The sequence below is a fragment of the Arthrobacter sp. P4_F11 genome, assembly GCF_056401395.1.
On sequence record NZ_JBFUJK010000007.1, the window covers coordinates 122,663 to 141,419 of the forward strand.

Annotated in this window: 18 protein-coding genes; 10 read left to right on the plus strand and 8 right to left on the minus strand. The window is 68.0% G+C overall.

What is annotated here, in order from left to right; genetic code table 11:
• Positions 1–126: 126 nt before the first annotated feature.
• From AC1DRO_RS09875 to AC1DRO_RS09890, 4 genes are all read right to left on the minus strand, one after another.
• The gene (locus AC1DRO_RS09875; protein ID WP_018774889.1) at positions 127–390 is read right to left on the minus strand and encodes a GlsB/YeaQ/YmgE family stress response membrane protein; all 264 of its coding nucleotides are present in this window, start codon (positions 388–390) and stop codon (positions 127–129) included.
• Between the two features lie 150 nt (positions 391–540).
• Positions 541–1,512: an aldo/keto reductase gene (locus tag AC1DRO_RS09880; RefSeq protein ID WP_243178339.1), complete on the minus strand. Its 972-nt coding sequence runs from the start codon at positions 1,510–1,512 to the stop codon at positions 541–543.
• 96 nt (positions 1,513–1,608) lie between these two features.
• Complete coding sequence (locus tag AC1DRO_RS09885) at positions 1,609–1,818, minus strand: dodecin (protein ID WP_243178340.1); 210 nt, start codon at positions 1,816–1,818, stop codon at positions 1,609–1,611.
• Positions 1,819–1,870: 52 nt separating this feature from the next.
• Positions 1,871–2,833 carry an SGNH/GDSL hydrolase family protein gene (locus AC1DRO_RS09890; RefSeq protein ID WP_476950686.1) on the minus strand — a complete coding sequence of 321 codons (963 nt, stop codon included), beginning with the start codon at positions 2,831–2,833 and terminating at the stop codon, positions 1,871–1,873.
• 134 nt (positions 2,834–2,967) lie between these two features.
• Here AC1DRO_RS09890 and AC1DRO_RS09895 point away from each other — a divergent pair, with 134 nt between their 5' ends.
• Positions 2,968–3,225: a metal-sensitive transcriptional regulator gene (locus AC1DRO_RS09895; protein WP_018774886.1), complete on the plus strand. Its 258-nt coding sequence runs from the start codon at positions 2,968–2,970 to the stop codon at positions 3,223–3,225.
• Between the two features lie 31 nt (positions 3,226–3,256).
• Here AC1DRO_RS09895 and AC1DRO_RS09900 read toward each other — a convergent pair whose 3' ends face one another.
• The gene (locus AC1DRO_RS09900; protein WP_223914664.1) at positions 3,257–3,967 is read right to left on the minus strand and encodes a FadR/GntR family transcriptional regulator; all 711 of its coding nucleotides are present in this window, start codon (positions 3,965–3,967) and stop codon (positions 3,257–3,259) included.
• A gap of 190 nt (positions 3,968–4,157) precedes the next feature.
• Between AC1DRO_RS09900 and AC1DRO_RS09905 the strand changes: the two genes are divergently transcribed.
• From AC1DRO_RS09905 to AC1DRO_RS09940, 8 genes are all read left to right on the plus strand, one after another.
• Positions 4,158–5,645: a four-carbon acid sugar kinase family protein gene (locus AC1DRO_RS09905; protein WP_476950687.1), complete on the plus strand. Its 1,488-nt coding sequence runs from the start codon at positions 4,158–4,160 to the stop codon at positions 5,643–5,645.
• Between the two features lie 87 nt (positions 5,646–5,732).
• On the plus strand, positions 5,733–6,632 hold the full coding sequence (locus AC1DRO_RS09910; RefSeq protein ID WP_476950688.1) for an NAD(P)-dependent oxidoreductase: 900 nt from the start codon (positions 5,733–5,735) through the stop codon (positions 6,630–6,632).
• 117 nt (positions 6,633–6,749) lie between these two features.
• Positions 6,750–8,216 (plus strand): GntP family transporter, encoded by a 1,467-nt coding sequence (locus AC1DRO_RS09915; RefSeq protein ID WP_223914661.1) that lies wholly within the window; start codon positions 6,750–6,752, stop codon positions 8,214–8,216.
• Positions 8,216–9,133: a class II fructose-bisphosphate aldolase gene (locus AC1DRO_RS09920; RefSeq protein WP_476950689.1), complete on the plus strand. Its 918-nt coding sequence runs from the start codon at positions 8,216–8,218 to the stop codon at positions 9,131–9,133. Before AC1DRO_RS09915 ends, AC1DRO_RS09920 begins: the two co-directional genes overlap by 1 nt.
• 122 nt (positions 9,134–9,255) lie before the next feature.
• On the plus strand, positions 9,256–10,596 hold the full coding sequence (locus AC1DRO_RS09925) for an acyltransferase family protein (RefSeq protein WP_476950690.1): 1,341 nt from the start codon (positions 9,256–9,258) through the stop codon (positions 10,594–10,596).
• The gene (locus AC1DRO_RS09930) at positions 10,593–10,937 is read left to right on the plus strand and encodes a GNAT family N-acetyltransferase (protein ID WP_028276599.1); all 345 of its coding nucleotides are present in this window, start codon (positions 10,593–10,595) and stop codon (positions 10,935–10,937) included. Before AC1DRO_RS09925 ends, AC1DRO_RS09930 begins: the two co-directional genes overlap by 4 nt.
• Before the next feature lie 123 nt (positions 10,938–11,060).
• Complete coding sequence (locus tag AC1DRO_RS09935) at positions 11,061–11,825, plus strand: hypothetical protein (protein ID WP_476950691.1); 765 nt, start codon at positions 11,061–11,063, stop codon at positions 11,823–11,825.
• A 25-nt stretch (positions 11,826–11,850) separates the two neighbouring features.
• A complete protein-coding gene (locus AC1DRO_RS09940; RefSeq protein ID WP_476950692.1) occupies positions 11,851–12,633 on the plus strand; it encodes an SDR family NAD(P)-dependent oxidoreductase in 783 nt (260 codons plus the stop codon).
• A 12-nt stretch (positions 12,634–12,645) separates the two neighbouring features.
• Here AC1DRO_RS09940 and AC1DRO_RS09945 read toward each other — a convergent pair whose 3' ends face one another.
• Positions 12,646–13,698, minus strand: coding sequence for an FUSC family protein (locus AC1DRO_RS09945; protein WP_476950693.1), 1,053 nt, complete (start codon positions 13,696–13,698; stop codon positions 12,646–12,648).
• A gap of 217 nt (positions 13,699–13,915) precedes the next feature.
• Positions 13,916–15,517: an MFS transporter gene (locus tag AC1DRO_RS09950; RefSeq protein ID WP_028276597.1), complete on the minus strand. Its 1,602-nt coding sequence runs from the start codon at positions 15,515–15,517 to the stop codon at positions 13,916–13,918.
• 369 nt (positions 15,518–15,886) lie between these two features.
• Here AC1DRO_RS09950 and AC1DRO_RS09955 point away from each other — a divergent pair, with 369 nt between their 5' ends.
• Positions 15,887–16,144 (plus strand): hypothetical protein, encoded by a 258-nt coding sequence (locus tag AC1DRO_RS09955; protein WP_028276596.1) that lies wholly within the window; start codon positions 15,887–15,889, stop codon positions 16,142–16,144.
• Between the two features lie 26 nt (positions 16,145–16,170).
• Here the strand turns inward: AC1DRO_RS09955 and AC1DRO_RS09960 are convergent, their stop codons facing one another.
• The gene (locus AC1DRO_RS09960; protein WP_476950765.1) at positions 16,171–18,720 is read right to left on the minus strand and encodes an ATP-dependent DNA ligase; all 2,550 of its coding nucleotides are present in this window, start codon (positions 18,718–18,720) and stop codon (positions 16,171–16,173) included.
• Between the last annotated feature and the right edge of the window lie 37 nt (positions 18,721–18,757).

The window sequence follows — 18,757 nt, forward strand, 5'->3', positions numbered from 1 at the left end:
TGTACAGTTCCTGGACAGTGGGCGGCGGTGCCGGCCCGTGCGGCCGGCAGGCCGCCTTGCTGTCAAAATAGTGCAAAAAACCGGCCCCGGGAACAACCCAGGGCCGGTTTCCGGTCAGCTTCCGTATTAGCGGGCTGAGCGCTTGCTGATCATGCCGTAAACGAGCAGGACGATGATCGCACCGCCGATGGCCAGCAGCCAGGTCGACAGCGAGAAGAACTCGTTGATGCCCACGCCGAACAGTGCGCTGCCAATGAATCCGCCGAGCAGGGCGCCGACGACGCCCAGGATCAGAGTGATGATGATGCCACCGCCCTGACGGCCCGGGAGGATAGCCTTAGCGATCGCGCCGGCGATGAGGCCCAGAATCAGAAATGCGAGAAAACCCATTTTTTCGTTCCTTCTTCTTTCATAGAGGAGGCACCCGGATCGCCGGGTGCGCTACATCCTTCTGCCCTAATACTAATCATGCTTAGTATCAAAGAGCCACCCGACACCCGTGGGTTCGGCGGGCGGGGTGCCAAAACAGCCGAATGCGCCCTACCATGCGTAGTCTTCCGGAGCCGTCCGGTGGCCCGGGAAAATCTCGTCGAGGCGCTTGAGCGCATCGGTGTCGAGCTTCAATTTGTGCGCCCTGACGGAGGCTTCGAGCTGCTCGAGGGTACGCGGGCCGATGATCGGAGCGGTGACTGCCGGCTGGTGGAGCAGCCACGCGAGTGCCACGTCCGCGGGTTCCTGACCCAGTTCGGCGGCGAATTCCTCGTATCGCCGGATCTGTTTCTGGTGCGACTTGAGCGCATCGAGGGCCCGGCCCGCGATGCGCCGGACGCCGTCGTTCTCCTTCTTCAGCACTCCGCCGAGCAGGCCGCCGTGCAACGGCGACCATGGCAGGATCCCCAGGCCATACTGCTGGGCGGCCGGGATGACCTCCAGTTCCACGTCCCGGGTCAGCAGGTTGTAAATGGACTGCTCGCTGACCAGCCCGTTGTAGTTGCGGCGGCCGGCGGTTTCCTGGGCCCGGGCGATGTGCCAGCCGGCGAAGTTGCTGCTGCCGGAGTATAGGATCTTGCCTTGCTGGACGGCGACCTCGATAGCCTGCCAGATCTCATCCCAAGGCGTGTTCCGGTCCACGTGATGGAACTGGTACAGATCGATGTAGTCCGTCTGCAGCCGTTTCAGGCTGGCGTCGAGCGCCCGGCGGATGTGTAGTGCCGAGAGTTTGGACTCGTTGGGCCGGTCGGTCATGGTGCCGAACAACTTGGTGGCAAGCACCGTGCGCTCGCGGCGCTCGCCCCCCTGGGCGAACCAGCGGCCGACTATCTCCTCCGTCCAGCCGCGGTGGCTGGACCCGCCATACACATTGGCCGTGTCGACGAAGTTGATGCCGGCGGCCTGCGCGGTGTCCAGGATGGCGAAGGCCTGCGTCTCCTCGGTCTGCGGGCCAAAGTTCATGGTGCCCAGGCAAAGGCGCGAGACTGTCAGGCCGGAGCGGCCCAGATGCGTATAGCGCATGAAGTTTTCCTCTCCGCCCTGGCCTCCTCTGCCCTGACGGGTTGCGGGTTTCTCCGGAGCAAGGCGGTGCGTGCCGGCCCGCTCCGGAGTCTGGCGTCAACGCTCCAGGCGGAACCCCAGCTTGATGGTGACCTGCCAGTCGGCGACCTGCCCGTTTTCAAGGTGGCCGCGGATCTCCTTGACTTCGAACCAGTCAAGGTTCCGGAGGGTCTTGGCGGCCTCGGCGATGCCGTTCCGGACGGCCGCATCGACGCCCTCGCTCGAGGTTCCGACAATTTCAGAAATGCTGTAAGTGTGATTAGACAACTTCGCTCCTCGTGATCGCCATCGATGCCCGGCTGTGGGCCGTTCCTGCAGACTAGCCGACCGAACCCGGCCGGACTAGGGGTTTGTGCCCGGAGTCCGGGACCCCGGGAGGCGGTCCGGGCAGCGGGCGTTTGGCCTGCCGGGGCGGGGCGTCTGCGCGCGGCCTGATCCGGCTCACCATCCAGGGCAGCATGTAGTGCGCCATCCAAGCCAGGTCGCCGGCCCGGGTCTCCCGCCAGTTGCCCGGCGGCATCGGCTTCGGCTCCAGCGGCCGCAGGCGGTGTGGCACGCTGAGCGTGTCCAGGACCATGGCCGCAATGGTGTGGTGTCCCAGCGGCGAGAAGTGCAGGCGGTCCGGATCCCACATCCGCGGATCGCTCAGTTGCCGCAGGGCCCACAAGTCGGCGATGACGACATCATGCCGGGCGGCGATGACACGGATGTTCTCGTTGAATACCGCGACCTTCCCCCGGATGTGTCCGAACACAGCGGTCTCGCCCCAGTCCGGCCCGGTGAACAGGACCACCGTGGCCCCGGTGGCGGAGAGGGCTGCCACGGCGTCGTCCAGGGCCGCGGCCATCCGGTCCGGATCGCCGCGATGAAACACGAGATCGTTCCCGCCGGCGGAGAGCGAGACGAGGTCAGGCTTCAGGTTCAGTGCCGGTCCGAGTTGCTGGTCGAGGATTTCGCGCAGGACCAGCCCGCTGATGGCAAGGTTTGCGTACCCGAACTCGCGGCGGCCCCCGCCGAGTTCCTCGGCGATGCGGTCCGCCCACCCCCGAATGCCCCCGGGGCTCAGCGGTTCCGGGTCGCCGACGCCTGCCGTGAACGAGTCGCCCAAGGCGACATACCGGCTCCAGGGCCGGGAACGCAGGTCACCGGCACGCCCGCGTGCGGAGCTCTGATCCCCTGGATGCCACGGCCCCGCGGCGGGGAGGTTGACGCCGGTACCGCCGGCGTCCGGCTCTAGGAACCTGGCGGCGTTCACATCACCAGCAATACGCCGATATTCCATGCCTCGCTAGGTACTTATGCCCCTAGCGGGGCGGCATGAGGCCGCGGCGGCCACCCCCGGCCGCCCGCCACCCGGGAGGCGAAATACTCAGGGGGGTATAATGTGGAGCCTGACGCATCGAACCGGAGGAACCAATGGAACTCGATCCCACCGACATGAAGCCTGTTATTAACCGGCTTCGCCGCGCCCAGGGCCAGCTCGCGGCCGTCACCAGGATGATCGAGGAGGGCCGTGACTGCAAGAGCGTCGTGACCCAGCTGGCGGCCGTGTCGAGTGCCCTGGACAAGGCCGGATTCTCCATCATTGCCACGGGCCTGCAGCAGTGCATGCAGCAGGAAGACCCCAGCCTGGACCGCGCCGAACTCGAGAAGCTCTTCCTCTCGCTCGCCTGAGCTCATCATCCGGGCAAAGCGCGGGTCCGCGTCAGGCGGGGCCGCCGGCCAGCACGAAGGTCTTCAGGTCGTCAAGGGTCTGCTGCATGTGGGCGTCCATGGCGTCGCGGGCGCGGTGCGGGTCGCGGGAGGCCAGGGCGTCAGCGATGTTCTGATGGTGCCCGATGGCGTGCTCCTGGATCTCCGGCACCTTGGAGGTTTCCGTCCGCCGTTTTTCCAGCACGCGGTGCAAGGGTTCGAATAACACGGCGACGAAGACGTTTTCCGAGGCCTGCAGGATGAGGTCGTGGAAAGCGAGGTCTTCCTCCACGAATGCCGCGAGATCATTCCTCTCGTGGGCCAGCCGCATCCTGTCGACGTGCGCGCGGAGGGCCTGGATATCCGTGTCCGACATCCGCCCGGCAGCCAGTTCGCAGGCGCCCGTCTCCAGCATCCGCCGGAGCTCGATGAGCTGGATTGCGGCCGAGGCGTCATTTGTGCCCTCCGAGGCTGCCCGCAGTACGGCGTCCAAGGAGCCCCAGCGGTTCACCGGGTTCACGAACGTGCCCCGGCCGCGTTCCACGCTGAGGATCCGCTGGGCTTCAAGGGTCTTCATGGCCTCGCGCACGGTCATGCGGCTGACTTCGTGCCGGGAGCTGAGCTCCAGTTCGCCGGGGACGCTCGCGCCGGGCGGAAACTCGCCGCCAATAATCCGGTCCAGCAGTTCGTCGGCCACAACGCCGACCAGCGATTTCCTAGCCAATTCTCCCCGTCCAGCGACTTGTTGCCTGATGGCGTGCTCCGTGATGGCCAAGTCTACTTGCGCGTCGTTGTGCCATATGCCACACTAGCATTCATATGCAAGATGTCTGACATCTTACATTTTGTTCCTGCTGCGGCTCGCGGAGAACCGCAGTTTTCCACTGACAGATCCACACACAATGGAGTGCATAGTGCCCCTCGAAGCAGACGTGCTGGCCGCTTTCCCCGCGGAAGTACAGATCCCCGCCCGGCTGGTGGCAGACAGCGTGGCCGCCTCCTCCGTGGCATCCCCCCGTGTCCTGGTCGTACTCGACGACGACCCCACCGGCACCCAGTCCGTGGCGAACCTGCCGGTCCTCACCCGCTGGGAAGTGGCGGACTTTGCCTGGGCGTTCGCCTACGAAGTCAACGGCCAGCGCCAGCGCGCGGTCTACGTGCTGACCAACACCCGCAGCCTTGACCCTGCCGAGGCGGCTGCCCGCAACGAGGAGATCGTCCGTAACGCACTCGCGGCCGCAGCGTCCGCTGAACCCGCGCTTCGGCTCAGCTTTGTCAGCCGCAGCGACTCCACCCTCCGCGGACACTACCCGCTCGAACCGGACGTCATCGCCGCCACCGTCACCGCCGTCAACGGCGAGAAGACGGACGGCGTCGTGATCGTTCCCGCGTTCCCCGACGCCGGCCGCGTGACGGTCGGCGGCGTGCACTTCACCCGCGGCACAGGCAAGGACGCCGGGCAGCTCACCCCCGTGGCCGAGACCGAATTCGCCCGCGACGCCAGCTTCGGCTTCGCCAACTCGGAGATGGCCAAGTACGTCGAGGAGAAGTCGAACGGCCGGTTCCCCGCGGATTCGGTGATCGTGCTGGATCTGGACATCATCCGGGCGTCCGCCGATCCGATGATCTCCGCCAAGGCCATTGCCGATGCCATCGATGCCGCCACGGATTCGACTCCGATCGTGGCGGACATCGTCACCGAAAACGACCTGCGGGCACTGGCCCTGGGCCTGGAAGAAGCGGAAAGCCGCGGCAAGAAGCTGCTCTACCGCGTGGGCCCGCCGTTTGTCCGGGCACGGATCGGCCAGGAAATCCGCACCGAACTCAGCGGCGAGGAAGCCTATGCGGGCAATACCCCCTCGGAAGCCGGTGGCCTGATCGTGGTCGGTTCGCACGTCGGTGTCACCACCCGCCAGCTCAACGCCCTCACCGAGCAGCACAGCGCGGCCCGGATCGTGGAGATCGACGTCGAGAAGCTCCTCGGCGACAACGCGGGGGAGTACCTGGACGAAACCGTGGACACGGTGGTCGCTGCACTCCGCGGCGGCGACGTGATCGTGCACACGAGCCGGCTCCTGATCAAGACCTCCGACGCCGCCGAAAGCCTGCGGATCGCCCGCACCGTCTCCGCCGCCGTCGTCGCGGTGGTGAACCGCACTCTGAAGACTTTCCCGCCCCGCTTCGTGATCGCCAAGGGCGGCATCACGTCCTCGGACGTGGCCGCACACGGCCTGGAAATCCGGCACGCGATAGTCCGCGGGCCCATGCTGCCGGGCATCGTCAGCCTGTGGGAACCGGTGGACGGACCGGCCAAGGGCATCCCGTACATCGTCTTCGCCGGCAACGTGGGCGACGACCAGTCCCTCGCCGATGTCACGCGCAAGCTCAGCAACACCTTCTAATCCCCGCCGGCTCCCAGCTTTCACAACCTCAGGCAGGGCCCCCGCCGGTATGGGCCCAGCACCACACGTCATTCGATGGAGAACACCATGACCAGCAACTACACCATCACCGTCCTTGGCCTTGGCGCCATGGGCCTGCCCATGGCCACGCGCCTGGCAAGCGAGCTCACCGTCCACGGCTTCGACATCGCCGAACCGCGCCTGAAGCTGGCCGAAGAGGCAGGCATCCGCACCTTCGCCTCCGCACGGGAAGCCTCGAAAGGCGCCGACGCGCTGCTGCTGGCAGTGCGCAACGGTGAACAGCTGGGCGATGTCCTGTTCGGCGAGAACGGCGTGGCCTCCGTGCTCAAGCCGGGCGCCGTCGTGATCCTCGGCAGCACCGTGGGCACCGACGCCATCCCGGCCACCGTCGACCGCCTGGCCGAATACGGCGTCGAACTGGTTGATGCCCCGCTGTCCGGCGGCCCCAAGCGTGCCGGCGAGGGCGACCTCCTGATCGTGGTGGGCGCCTCGCCCGAGGCCCGGGAAAAGGCCCGCCCGGCCCTTGAGCTGCTGGCCTCCACCCTGACCGTGGTCGGCGACAAACCCGGCGACGGCCAGGCCCTCAAGACCGTCAACCAGCTGCTCTGCGGCATCCACATCGCCGCTGCCGCCGAGGCGATGGCCCTGGCCGACGCCCTCGGCCTGGACCAGGCCAAGACCCTCGCCGCCCTCGAAGCCGGCGCAGCGGGCTCCTTCATGCTCTCCAACCGCGGACCGCGCATCCTGGAGGCCTACACCGAGGACGGCGCCGAAGTCCTCAGCCGGCTGGACATCTTCGTCAAGGACATGGGGATCGTCGGCAAGGCCACCCGCGCCGCCGGCCTCGCCGCCCCGGTGGCCGCCGCCGCCGAGCAGCTCTACCTCCTTGGCCAGGCCCAGGGCCTCGCTGCCGCCGATGACTCCGCCGTCATCAAGGTCGTCGCGCCCACCAGGCGCACCGCCTAACCAGCCATCCCATCCCCGGCGACGGCGGTCCCCCCTCCGCCGTCGCCGGGTCCCCACCCCACTGTTCCCGGCGACTGACTCGTTGGGCGACCTTCCTGTCAAAGGAGACACCTCTTCATGACCCCCCTGCTCAATTCCCTGATGGTGCGCGCCGCCGACGCGCCCGTCATCAAGCCGGCCGTGGAGCTGGGAACTCCGCTGCTGCTGACAATCGCGGCGGCCGGCGTCGCCCTGCTGCTGGTGATGATCATCCGCTTCAAGATCCAGGCCTTCGTTGCCCTGCTGACCGTCAGCATCCTGGTGGCCGTGGCCGCGCAGATCCCGCTCAAGGACGTGTTCACCGTGGTGGCCGCCGGGGTGGGAGGCACCATGGGCAAGGTCGCCCTCCTGATTGCGCTCGGCGCGATCCTGGGGCGGATGATCGAGGTCTCCGGCGGCGTCCAGTCCCTCGCCGACCACTTCACCGCCAAGCTCGGCGCCACCCGGGTGGCCGTGGCCCTCACCGCCGTCGGTTTCCTGGTCGCGATTCCGGTGTTCTTCGAGGTCGGCATCATTGTCCTGGTGCCGGTCGTCTACGCCTTCGCTAAAATCGCCAACGTCCACCCGGTGAAGTTCGGCCTGCCCATGGCCGGCATCATGCTGGCCATCCACGTGGCCGTCCCCCCGCACCCGGGGATTGTTGCCGGCGCCGGCGTGCTCGGCGCCGACATCGGGCTGATCGCCCTGATCTCGCTGACGATCTGCGTGCCGCTGGGCTTCCTGTCCTACTGGGTCGCCTCCATCATGAACCGCAAGACCTACGAGCTGCTGCCGGCCGTCAAAACCCAGGTGGACGAGTTCGGCTCCGCCACCATGGTCCGCGTTGGCCACGAGGGCCCGGGCAGCAAAGCCATCGCCCCGCCCCGTCCGGGACTGATCATCTTCCTCATCGCCACCCCGATCGTGCTGATCCTCCTCGGCACCGTCGGCACCCTGGTGATCGACAAGAACGACTTCTGGTACGGCGTCGCGGCGTTCGTAGGCAACCCCGTCTTCGCCCTGCTGGTGGCCGTTGCGCTCTGCTTCTTCCTCCTGGCCGTCCGCCGGCAGTGGTCGCTGACGGAAACCGGCGAAATCTTCGAAGGCGCGCTGCCTCCGATCGCGTCCATCCTGATGGTTGTTGCGGCAGGCGGCGTGTTCGGCAGCGTCCTGCAGGTGAGCGGAATCGGCAAGGCTCTCTCCGAATCCCTCGACACGCTCGGCGTTCCGCTGCTGCTGCTTGGCTTCATCATCTCCCTCGCCCTCCGCGCAGCCCAGGGCTCGGCCACCGTCGCGATCGTCACCACGGCCGGCCTGCTCTCCTCCGCCGTCGCCGGCGGCGGATACACGCCGGCGCAGACCGCCGTGATCGTGATCGCCATCGGATTCGGCGCCCTCGGCCTCTCCCACGTGACCGACGCCGGTTTCTGGGTGGTTGTGCGCTACTACGGACTGACCGTCGCCGACGGCCTCAGGACCTGGACCGTGCTCACCACCGTGCTGGGACTGGCAGGCTTCGCCCTGACATTCGTCGCCTGGATGCTGGTAGGGGGACTGAGCGCCTGATGCGTACCCAACTGGACACCCTGGTGACCGGCGCCCTGCAGCAAGGCTCTGCCGTTCCGGCGTTCACCTGTTACGACTTCACCACCGCGCTCGCCGTTGTGGGGGCGGCCGAGGAATCCGGCCGGGGCGCCATCCTGCTGGTCGCGCCGAAGACCGCGGCAACGCCCAACGGGCTGCGGCTGATCGCCGCCCTGCGCGGACTCGCCGACGCAGCCTCGGTGCCGATTGCGGTGCAGCTGGATCATGCCACCGACCCGCAGGTGATCGCCGACGCCGTCAGCGCCGGGGCCGACTCGGTGCTGGTCGACGGGTCCTCGCTGCCGTACGAGGACAACATCGACCTGGTCCGGAACGTCCGCGCGGCCTTGGCGGCGCAGGGCCGGGCCGACGTCGTCATTGAAGCAGAACTCGGCGGACTCGCCGGCGACGAGGACCGGGCCTTCGGGACCGACGCCGCGGATACCGCAGGCGACGCCGCAGATAACGCAGGCAACGCCGCAGGCAATGTGGAGTCGGACGCCCCCGCCGGGCTCACTGACTCCGCCCAGGTGGAGGACTTCGTGGCCCGCACCGGGGCGCAGTTGCTCGCCGTGGCTGTGGGCAATGTCCATGGCAAGTACAAAGGCGAGCCCCGGCTGCGCTGGGACGTGCTGCAGGACATCGCCGTGCGGACCCGGATCCCGCTGGTCCTGCACGGCGCCTCCGGCATTCCGGCTGAGGAACTGGTCAAGGCCGCCGCGATGAACGTGGGCAAGGTCAACTTCAACACGGAGCTGCGCACCGGCGTCCTGGCGGTCCTTGAGGAACAGACCGCAGCGCACCGGGCCGACGGCGAGAACCTCCAGGCACTGCTGGGCCTGTGGAATGCCTCGGCCAGGACCTTCGCGGCCACCGCCCTGGCCACACTCTCGCGCTGACACTGTGACTGCCAGAGCAGTATGGCCCGCCGCCGGCGCGCATCCGGGCCATACTGCTCTGGCAGCCAGGGCGCCCCGGCCCGACAATGATGGCACCACAGCCTGCCTTCCCGAGGGGTGCCATGCTTGCGCAGCAGCGGCCAGCCGGCGACCCGGCGCCGACGCCGGACCGAGACCCGGTGATCGACCTTGTCCGCTTCTTTTGCCTGGCATTGGTGGTGGTCGCGCACACCATGATGGTGAGTCCCGTCCTGCACCCGGACGGCACCGTGACGTCCGAGAACACCTTGGGCGATCAGCACTGGTTTGAACCAGTGGTGTGGGTCTTCCAGATCATGCCGCTGTTCTTTGTGGCCGGAGGCATCACCGGGCTGCAGTCCTGGCGCCGGCTCCGCGCCAGGGGCGGCAACGCCTTCGATTTCATGCAGGCCCGGCTGCTGCGCCTGATCCGGCCGGCCGCCGTCCTGCTGGCGGTCATGTTCGTTGGCCTGTCGGCGGCCCGCCTCGCAGGGGTTGACCCTCAGGTCGTCGAGCTTCTCACCAGCGGAGCCGGCATGCCGCTGTGGTTCCTGGCCGCATACCTCGCCGCGCAACTCAACCTTCCCTGGCTGGCGGCCCTCCACGCCCGCGCGCCATGGATGACCTTCGCCGGCCTCACCGCCCTGGTGGTGACGGTCGATTGCCTGCGGGGAGTGCTGCCGCTGCTGGCATACCTGAACATGCTGTTCCTGTGGTGCGCCGTGCAGCAGCTCGGATTCATCGTGGCGGATGGCCCGCGGCTGCTGCCGGGCCGGCCGGCGCACCTGGGCATCATGGTTGCCAGCAACATGCTGCTGGGGTTGCTAGTCCTGCTGGGGCTGTATTCCGGGAACATGCTGGTGAACCTCAATCCGCCCAATGTGACCCTGCTGCTCCTGGGCATCTCGCAGGCCGCCGCCCTCCAGCTCTTCCGGCCCGTTCTGTCACGGATCGCGTCCGTGGCCGGGGTGCGCCGGATGATGGGCGTGGCCGGCCGGCGGTCCATGACTGTTTATCTGTGGCATCTGCCCCTGCTGGCGGCGATGTCCGGTTTGCTGCTGCTGACGGATTTCCCGCAGCCCCCCGGGGGTAGTGCGGCCTGGTGGTGGGGGCGGCCCCTGGTGCTGTTGGGGGTCATCGCCCTGCTGCTGCCGGTGGTGGCATTGTTTGGCAGGCTGGAGGAGCGGCCGACGGCGTCCGGCCCGTCGCCGAGCCGGCCGGCGGCCGCCGTGCTGCTGGCCGCCGTCGCCGTTTTTGTCCCGGCAGTCAACGCCGCGCTCACCGGCCTCACGCCCGGGCTCCTCGGCGGGGGCGCCGCCTGCTTCGCGCTCGCCGTCGTGCTCCTGGGCCGGATTCCGGTTCGGCTCACGACGCCACCTGACGGGCAGGGCGGATCGGAACCGCCATTGCCACGCCCGCCATTAAGTGCCAATGTCGAACCATGACGGAGAACTCGGCAACCACGGAAGACACCTTCACCCCGGACGTCTCCACCACCCGGAACGACGAGCTGCACCGTTACGAACTCCGTGTCGGCGACAAGCTGGCCGTCCAGGTGCGCTTCATCGACAGGCCGGGCCATATCGACTTCATCCACACGGATACCGCAGAGCAGTTCCAGGGCCAAGGGCTCGCCAAAGTGCTGGCGCACTTCGCCCTCGATGACGTGGTTGCCTCCGGCAAGCGGATTATCCCGAATTGCCCGTTCATGTACCGCTACCTGCGCAAACATGAGTCGTACCACCAGTATGTGGACTGGCCGGAGCGGGTCCCCGAGGGAGCCTGAGCGCCTGGCCCGGGGGCCGGAACGGCGTCATCGGCCTGCCCGCTTGTGGGCAGCGGACCAACCTCGTAAAGTTTGACCAGAGTTATGCAGTTGGCTCTTGGACAGGTGACTTTGGAGTACCCCATGAACCATAAACTGCGTGTGCTTGTCCGGGTGGACGTCGATCCCGCACAGGTCACCCTCGAAATTACCGGCTGCGTTACCCAGTCTGACGCAGCAGCCCTCCTGCACATCGTGCGCCGCGCCTGCCGCCTCGAACCGGGCGCCGCCGTGGTCATCGACCTCCACGGCGCCTCCCACCTGGACCCTGAGGTGCTGCTGGACCTCCGGCGTCTCGCTGGTGCCGGACACCTGCCCGCTCCCGATGCCGGGGGCTCCGCAGAGGCCGGGCCGCTTCGTTTCGCCCTCGATGAGCCGGCGGTGCTGCCAATTTGCCTCGTGCACGTCGGCGCCGACGCCGAGGTCCTCGCCGGACTCGACACCGACCACCGCCCGGCCCCCGTCGCCGTCGCCGGGAACGGAGACAGCGAAGCTGCCGGACTGCTCGACGTCGGGCCCGGCTCCGGATCCGACTCCGGGCTGGGGGAGGCCAACAGCCCGCTGGCCGCGGAAACCGGCGGTCCCAGCGACCTTGGCTCCATCGACGGGCTGGCGCTTTCGGAGTACTTCGAGGGAACGCTGGATCCTGTGGCCACGGTCCGGGCACTGTCCGACACGGCGCTGTGCCGGCTCGCGGACGCTCTCTACCGCCACCTCGACACCAGCAGCCCGTCTTTCGGGGCGCACACCTGGTACGAGCTTGCGGCCGAAGAGCTTCAGAACCGCCACCTGCTCGATGACGGTGACCCGGCAGGGGACGAACTGGCGCAAGACACGGCCCTGGCCTGAGCCGGGACGAGACTAGGCTGTCGCTATGAACCCTCAAACAGCCTCTACATCCGGCAGCACAGCCCTGGTCACGGGCGCGACGGCAGGCCTTGGCGCCGAGTTCGCCCGCCAGCTCGCCGAGCAGGGCCACCGCGTGGTGCTCGTGGCCCGCGACGCCGGCCGCCTCGCGGCCACCGCGACGGAGCTGGGGAACAGCTACGGGACCGCGACGGAGACGATCGCCGCGGACCTGACCGACGACGCCGGGATTGCCGCCGTCGTCGCGCGCCTCAGTGACCCCGCGCGGCCGGTGGAGATCCTGGTCAACAACGCGGGAATCGGCCTGCTGCGGCCCTTCGAGGACAACGACATTGCCGAGGAGAAGAAACACCTGAAGCTCCATGTCGAAACCGCCATGGAGCTCAGCCATGCCGCCCTGCAAGGCATGCTCGGGCGCCAGTCCGGCAGGATCATCAACGTCGCCAGCGTGGCGGCCTTCCTGCCCCGCGGCACGTACTCGGCAGCGAAGGCCTGGCTGCTGAGTTTCTCGCGCTCGGCCAACATGGCCTATGCGGCGCGCGGGGTGAAGGTCACCGCCGTGTGCCCCGGCTTCACCCACACCGAGTTCCACGACCGGATGGGGATGGACAAGACGGCGACGCCGCGGTGGATGTGGCTCGAGGCCCGGCAGGTGGTCAGCGAGGGACTGGCGGATAACGCCAAGGGCAAGGCCGTCTCGATCCCCAGCAAGCGCTACAAAGTCCTGACCTCGGTTTCGCGGGTGCTGCCCTCAAAGCTCGTCGCCGGGCCGGCGCGGCGCGCCAAGTAACCGCCGGGTACGTCAGCGGACGGCCGGGCGCCGTCGGCGGATCAGTACGACGACGGCGATCCCGACGGCGGCGCCCACCAGTGTCTCGACGGCCCGTTCGGTCACCAGTACGGCGGGATTGGCCGGCGCGGCAAGCTGTCCGACCAGCAGGATCACCGGGGTGAAGGAGACCATGGCGAGGCCGTAGTGCCGGGTCATGAACAGCTCGGTGCTGAACTGCAACACGATCACGAGGCAGACCAGGACGGCGGCCTCCTGCCCGGGGAAGGCCAGCAGCGGTGACCCCGGCCACGGGAACAGGACCGCCGCGACCACCACGAGGCCGATCAGGGTGCCGACAATCCGGTGGATGCCGCGGTACACGCTGCTGGGCAGGTCCGCCCCGGCAAGCGGCACCGCCGCCGCGGCCATGGCCCAGTGCGGGTGGCCGCTGCCACTGAGGACCCCCAGGGTGCCGGCGCCGCCGACAGCGGTGACGTAGCGGGCGGCATGCAGCCACGCCGCCCGGCGCCCTGCCCCGCGCAGTATTATGACGTCCCGTCGCCTCCCGCGCTGCCAGGTGCGGCCGACAAACCAGCCGCCAAAGCCGACCAAGATGGAGAACGCGGCCGATCCCGCGGCGATGAGAAGGCCCGTGTGCCAGGGGGCTGCGGCGGGAACGGAGGCGCACGCGCCCAAGGCCAGGATCCCGAAGAAGGGACCGGCGGGTTTCAGGGCAGTCTTGTCCGTGAACAGCGAGCCCACGCCGGCGAACGCGGCCTCAATGATCACCAGGGCCCACGAATGAATGTGGTGGGCCGAGAGGAAGACGCCGACTCCTACGCCGGCAACCAGAAGGACAGCCGCCTGGCCTTGATGGCGGAGTCGGAGCTGGTGCGGCTCGGTGCGGCCGTACATGCCGGTCAGCGCGCCGAAAACGGCGTAGCCGGCCAGCTCGGGGCGACCGGCTGCCAGGAGCGCCAGGGACGGAACGGCCACGCTGATCGCCATCCGCCAAGCCGACACGTGGTCCTTGTTGGCCGGGGACAGGGTGTGCAGCGAACGGATGTGGTGCAGCAGGGACATCACGACCGCCTTTCCGGTTCCTGTGGTTTCAGTGGTTCCCCGGATCCCGGGGGTTGGCGGGGGCCCCGGCGCCCGGGTGCTGATAGCGGTTCGGACACGCCTAAGGCCTGCCCGGATGCGTCCCCCAACGGGTAAGTATCCGGAACAGGCCTCAAAGGGCGGGGCTGTCAGCTACGTAGCCTGGACTACTGCTGCCGGTCCGGTCGGACCGGCAGGCTTAGGCTGTGGCCGGGACTTTCTCGGCTTCCCCGCGCCCTGCGGTGGAATCGACGGCCGGTGCGACCATGGGCATGTCCATGTGCTCGAGGTCGATCAGCGGGTTCTCGTCCTGCGTCGCGACCAGCTCGCGGGCCTCAGCCTGGGTGTCCACGCTCGGCATGGAGCCGGGCAGCGGCATCTGGGCGGATTCCTTGAGGAAGTAGATCGCTACTGCGCCGATCGCCGAGGTGGCCATCAGGTAGTAGGCCGGCATCATGTCGTTGCCGGTTGCGCTGATCAGGGCGGCAACGATGAACGGCGTGGTGCCGCCGAAGATGGCCACCGAGAAGTTGTACGCGATGCCCATGGCGCCGTAACGGCTGGCCGTCGGGAACTGGGCCGGCAGGGCCGACGCCAGGTTGGCCACGTAGAACGTCACGGGGAAGGCAATCAGGGAAAGGCCGGCCAGCGTGGACCAGATTTCACCGATGCCGATCAGCAGGAAGGCGGGGGTGGCGAGGACGACGGTGCTGATGGCGCCGATCCACAGCACGGGGCGGCGGCCGATCCGGTCGGAAAGCTTGCCGGTCAGCGGGATGCAGAGGCTCATGATGACCAGCACGGGGATGGTCAGCAGCGTGCCGTGCAGCTCGTCGTAGCCCTTGGATTCCGTCAGGTACGTCGGCATGTAGGAGGTCAGTGCGTAGCCGGCGGTGTTTGCCGCCGCGACCAGGATCATCGCGACGATGAGGGAGCGCCAGTACGCCTTCACGATGCCCACCGGGCCCTTGGAGGCTGTGATGTCCGAGGCGGTTGCGTCCTTGGCGAGGTTCTCCTGGGCATCCAGGGTTGCCTGGAACTGGGGGGATTCCTCGATCTTGCTCCGGAAGTACACGGCGATCAGGCCGAGCGGGCCGGCAAGGAGGAACGGGATGCGCCAGCCCCACTGCTCCATGGTGTCCTGGCCGAGGGTCAGCTGCAGCACCGAAACGAGGGCCGCGCCAAGGGCGAAACCGAGGTAGCTGCCCATGTCCAGGAAGCTGGCGAAGAATCCGCGGCGCTTGTCAGGGGCGTACTCGCTCACAAAGGTCGTGGCGCCGGCGTATTCACCGCCGGTAGAGAAGCCCTGGATAACTTTGAACAGGACCAGCAGGACCGCAGCCCAGATGCCGATCTGTGCGTAGCCGGGCAGGAGCCCGACGGCGAAGGTGCTGGCGGCCATGATCATCAGGGTCGCGGCGAGGACCTTCTGGCGGCCGATCTTGTCGCCAAGCCAGCCGAACACGACTCCGCCGAGGGGGCGGGCGATGAAGGTTGCGGCGAAGGTTCCGAGCAGGAACAGGGTCTGGACGGACTTGTCCGCCTCCGGCAGGAACACCGGTCCCATGGTGGTGATCAGGTAGCCGAACACGCCGACGTCGTACCACTCCATGGTGTTACCCACGATGGTGCCGCCGAGTGCCTTCTTGAGCATCGGCTGGTCGACAACGTTGACGTCGGACTCGCGGAGTCGACGGCGACGTAGCTTCGGTTTCTTCACACCCTTGGGTGCGCCTTGGTTGGTTCTGCTGGCGTCGATGACGCCTGCTGAAGAGTCGGTCGTGCTTCGGTCTGTGGGCATTTGGGAAGCTCCTAGGGAGATCATTTGCTTGCGACTTGTAGCTGCCCCGCTCTGGGCAGGCTTTCAATTTTACGGGAATTCTCTGGAGTTTCCGAGTTGTGTGCCGTATGATCGCCCATTTCGGGTGCGAATTGGGGGCAATTCACTAATTTCTTTGCCCGCTTTCACCGCGCGGATACTGGGAACCGGCCATCCCTGCGGCGCCGCGCCCAAAATTTTCCGCGCCAGCCCTCGATTGCGGGGGTTTCCGACGGGATTCGGGCTGCCGGAAAGTCAGACGGCGGGCGCTACAGACATCTCCCCGGGGCAGTCCTACGATTGATGGACACTTCATTTCACAGCGGTTAATTACAGCGGAAAGGAAGATCAATGGCGGATCATCAGTTCGGAGAAGAAATCGAGCCCGAGGTCGCGAGCCATCTGGCGCAGTCCATGGCTGAAGCCCCGGGACCCGAGGCCCTGCACCACGCTCCCCCCGGGCCCGGCCAAGGACAGCAATGGCCGGACGGCAGCGGCAAGCAGCGGCACCCCAAGGACCGCGACAGCGCCCGCGGGCGGCAGGGCCAGCAGGTGGCCGCCGGCGCCATGCACCGGCAAAGCCGTCCGCAGCTGCCCCACCACGACTAGCCCCATCACCGCTGGCCCCCACACGGCTAGGGGCCGGCGGCAGGGTCTGCGACGACGTCGGCTGGCGCCTTATCCAGGCGCCAGCCGCGCCACACCGGGTGCCGGAGCCTCCCGCTGCCGGTCCATTCCCCGAAGGTGACCTCACCGACGAGTTTTGCGCTCACCCAGTTGGCGTCTGCCGCGTCAGCGTCCGGCACGTCCCGGAACGGGGAGGTCTTCCGTGGCAGGGCGTCGAGTTGTTGCCTGAGTTCCTTGAGTTCACGGGTGCTGAAGCCGCTGCCCACCCGGCCTACATACCGTAGTTTCGAGCCGTCCGGAATCCCCAGCAGCAGCGAGCCCACGGATTCCCGGCGGCCCCCTTTCCCGGGCCGCCAGCCGCCCACCACCACCTCCTGGGTCCGTTCAACCTTGAGCTTGAGCCAGGACCGGCTCCGCTGGCCGACGTAGCGCCCGTCCGTGCGCTTGGCCATGACTCCCTCGAGCCCGAGCTCGGCGGCGCTTTCCAGGATGTGCGCGACGTCGCCATCGATCACGCCGGAGAGCTCCACCGGGGCGGCGGAAGAGCGGAAGAATTGCTCCAGCCGGCTGCGCCGCTCACTCAGCGGCTGGCGCCGCAGGTCCTGGCCGGCGTCGAAGAGCAGATCGAACAGCATCAGCCGCACGGGCGTCGACTCCTGCGCCCGGGCGACGTCGGCGGCCCTGCTCAGTTTCATCCGGCCCTGCAGCAGCCCGAAGTCGGGCCGGCCGGAGCGGCCGACGGCGATGATCTCGCCGTCGGCGACGAAGCCCTGCTCCGGCCAGCAGGACCGGGCCGTCAGCTCGGGGTAGCTCACTGACATGTCGATGCCGTTGCGGCTGATGAGCCGGACCGTCGTTGCGTCGCCGATCACCAGGGCCCGCACCCCGTCCCATTTGAGCTCGATCTGCCAGTCCAGGTCCGGAAGGTCCGCCAGGGTCCCGGAGGTGGCCAGCATCGGGCTGAACCCGGAGGCGTCCGGGGCTCGTTCGGTGCCAGCGGCGGTTTCCGCTCCGCCCTCGCCGTGGCCGCGGCCGTCCGCTGAGCCGTCCTCCCCGCCGTCGTCCGCGGCCTCGTCGGTGTCTTTCTCCGTATTGTCCGCCGTGCCGGCCGGGCGCGGCGGCCCGGGACGGCCTTGCGGGCCCGCGGGGTCCATCAGGTGGATCAGCCACTGGTCATCGGCCCGGCCGGTGTGGATCAGGGCGAACCTGCGCGGTCCGCCGAGGCCGCCGCCCTCCGCTCCGGTCAGGGTGGCGATGACCTCCTTGCCCGCGATCCATTTTTCGCATTCGTAGTGTCCGTGGTCCCAGATGCTGACCGTCCCGGCGCCGTACTGGCCCTTGGGAATGTCACCCTCGAAGTCGGCGTAGTCCAGCGGGTGGTCCTCGGTCTGGACCGCGAGGTGGTTCTTGGTTTTGCTGGTCGGGACGCCCTTGGGCAGCGCCCAGGACACCAGCACGCCGTCGCGTTCCAGCCGGAAGTCGTAGTGCAGCCGGCTGGCGTGGTGCTCCTGGATGACGAACTTCTCCCGGCGTGTCCCGCCGTCGTCCCCGGCGTGGTGCCGGTCCGCGGTGAAGGGCTCGGGAGTGGCCGACCTGTCCCGTTTGGTGCGGTACTTTTCCAGCCGCGGATCGGTGTCGCCGCCGTCGCCGGCCGGCTCGGGAGAGATTTCTGCCAGTCCGCTGAGCCGGTGGTCCGCCCGGTGGTCCGGCGCGTGCGCCGGGGCTCCGGCGCCGTGCCGGCCGCCGGAAACCGGGGCGAACGGATCCTTGCCGGCTGCGACGCGCTTCATCACCTCCTGGAAATCCAGCTGGTGCAGCGACGCGGAGCTGAGTTCCCTCCATGTCCGCGGGGCGGCCACCGTAGGCCGGAGCCGGCCGCGCAGCGAGTACGGCACGATGGTGGTCTTGGCGGCGTTGTTCTGGCTCCAGTCCACCAGCACCTTGCCCGTGCGCAGGGTCTTTTTCATGTCACTGACAGCGAGATCCGGGTGGTCTGCCTCGAGCGAGCGGGCCAGTTCGCGGGCGAAGTCGGAAATCCGGTCCGAGCTCTGGGACCCGTCCAGGGCCGCGTAGAGGTGGATGCCCTTACTGCCGCTCGTCACCGGCACGGGGTCCAGGCCAACGTCCTGGAGGATGGTGCGGGCCAACCTGGCCACCTCCACGCACTGCGCCAGACCCGCGCCCTCGCCCGGGTCCAGGTCCAGCACCAGCCGGTCGGGCGGCATGGCGTTGCCGTGGGAGTCAACCCGCCACTGCGGCACGTGGATCTCCAGGGCCGCGATCTGGGCCAGCCAGGTGAGGGTGGCGGGATCATTGACCAGGGGATATTGGATGGTCCGGTCCTTGTGCGTGATGGCGGCACGGGGCACCCAGCCGGGCGTTGAATGGTCCAGGTGCTTCTGGAAGAACATGTCCCCGGGGGCATCTGCGGTCCCGACGCCGTGGACCCAGCGCTTCCGCGTGGCCGGCCGGTTGCGGGCGGCGGGGATCAGCACCGGCGCGACGGCGGCGTAGTAGGCCAGGACGTCGGCCTTGGTGGTGCCCGTCTCCGGGTACATGATTTTTTCCAGGTTGGTGAGCACCAGTTCGCGCCCG

Coding starts and splice junctions, on each gene's coding strand:
- AC1DRO_RS09925 (WP_476950690.1), top strand. CDS start 9,256: ATGCTTGCGCAGCAGCGGCCAGCCGGCGACCCGGCGCCGACGCCGGAC.
- AC1DRO_RS09930 (WP_028276599.1), top strand. CDS start 10,593: ATGACGGAGAACTCGGCAACCACGGAAGACACCTTCACCCCGGACGTC.
- AC1DRO_RS09920 (WP_476950689.1), top strand. CDS start 8,216: ATGCGTACCCAACTGGACACCCTGGTGACCGGCGCCCTGCAGCAAGGC.
- AC1DRO_RS09945 (WP_476950693.1), bottom strand. CDS start 13,698: ATGTCCCTGCTGCACCACATCCGTTCGCTGCACACCCTGTCCCCGGCC.
- AC1DRO_RS09890 (WP_476950686.1), bottom strand. CDS start 2,833: ATGGAATATCGGCGTATTGCTGGTGATGTGAACGCCGCCAGGTTCCTA.
- AC1DRO_RS09950 (WP_028276597.1), bottom strand. CDS start 15,517: ATGCCCACAGACCGAAGCACGACCGACTCTTCAGCAGGCGTCATCGAC.
- AC1DRO_RS09940 (WP_476950692.1), top strand. CDS start 11,851: ATGAACCCTCAAACAGCCTCTACATCCGGCAGCACAGCCCTGGTCACG.
- AC1DRO_RS09895 (WP_018774886.1), top strand. CDS start 2,968: ATGGAACTCGATCCCACCGACATGAAGCCTGTTATTAACCGGCTTCGC.
- AC1DRO_RS09910 (WP_476950688.1), top strand. CDS start 5,733: ATGACCAGCAACTACACCATCACCGTCCTTGGCCTTGGCGCCATGGGC.
- AC1DRO_RS09915 (WP_223914661.1), top strand. CDS start 6,750: ATGACCCCCCTGCTCAATTCCCTGATGGTGCGCGCCGCCGACGCGCCC.
- AC1DRO_RS09880 (WP_243178339.1), bottom strand. CDS start 1,512: ATGCGCTATACGCATCTGGGCCGCTCCGGCCTGACAGTCTCGCGCCTT.
- AC1DRO_RS09935 (WP_476950691.1), top strand. CDS start 11,061: ATGAACCATAAACTGCGTGTGCTTGTCCGGGTGGACGTCGATCCCGCA.
- AC1DRO_RS09955 (WP_028276596.1), top strand. CDS start 15,887: ATGGCGGATCATCAGTTCGGAGAAGAAATCGAGCCCGAGGTCGCGAGC.
- AC1DRO_RS09960 (WP_476950765.1), bottom strand. CDS start 18,720: ATGTACCCGGAGACGGGCACCACCAAGGCCGACGTCCTGGCCTACTAC.
- AC1DRO_RS09875 (WP_018774889.1), bottom strand. CDS start 390: ATGGGTTTTCTCGCATTTCTGATTCTGGGCCTCATCGCCGGCGCGATC.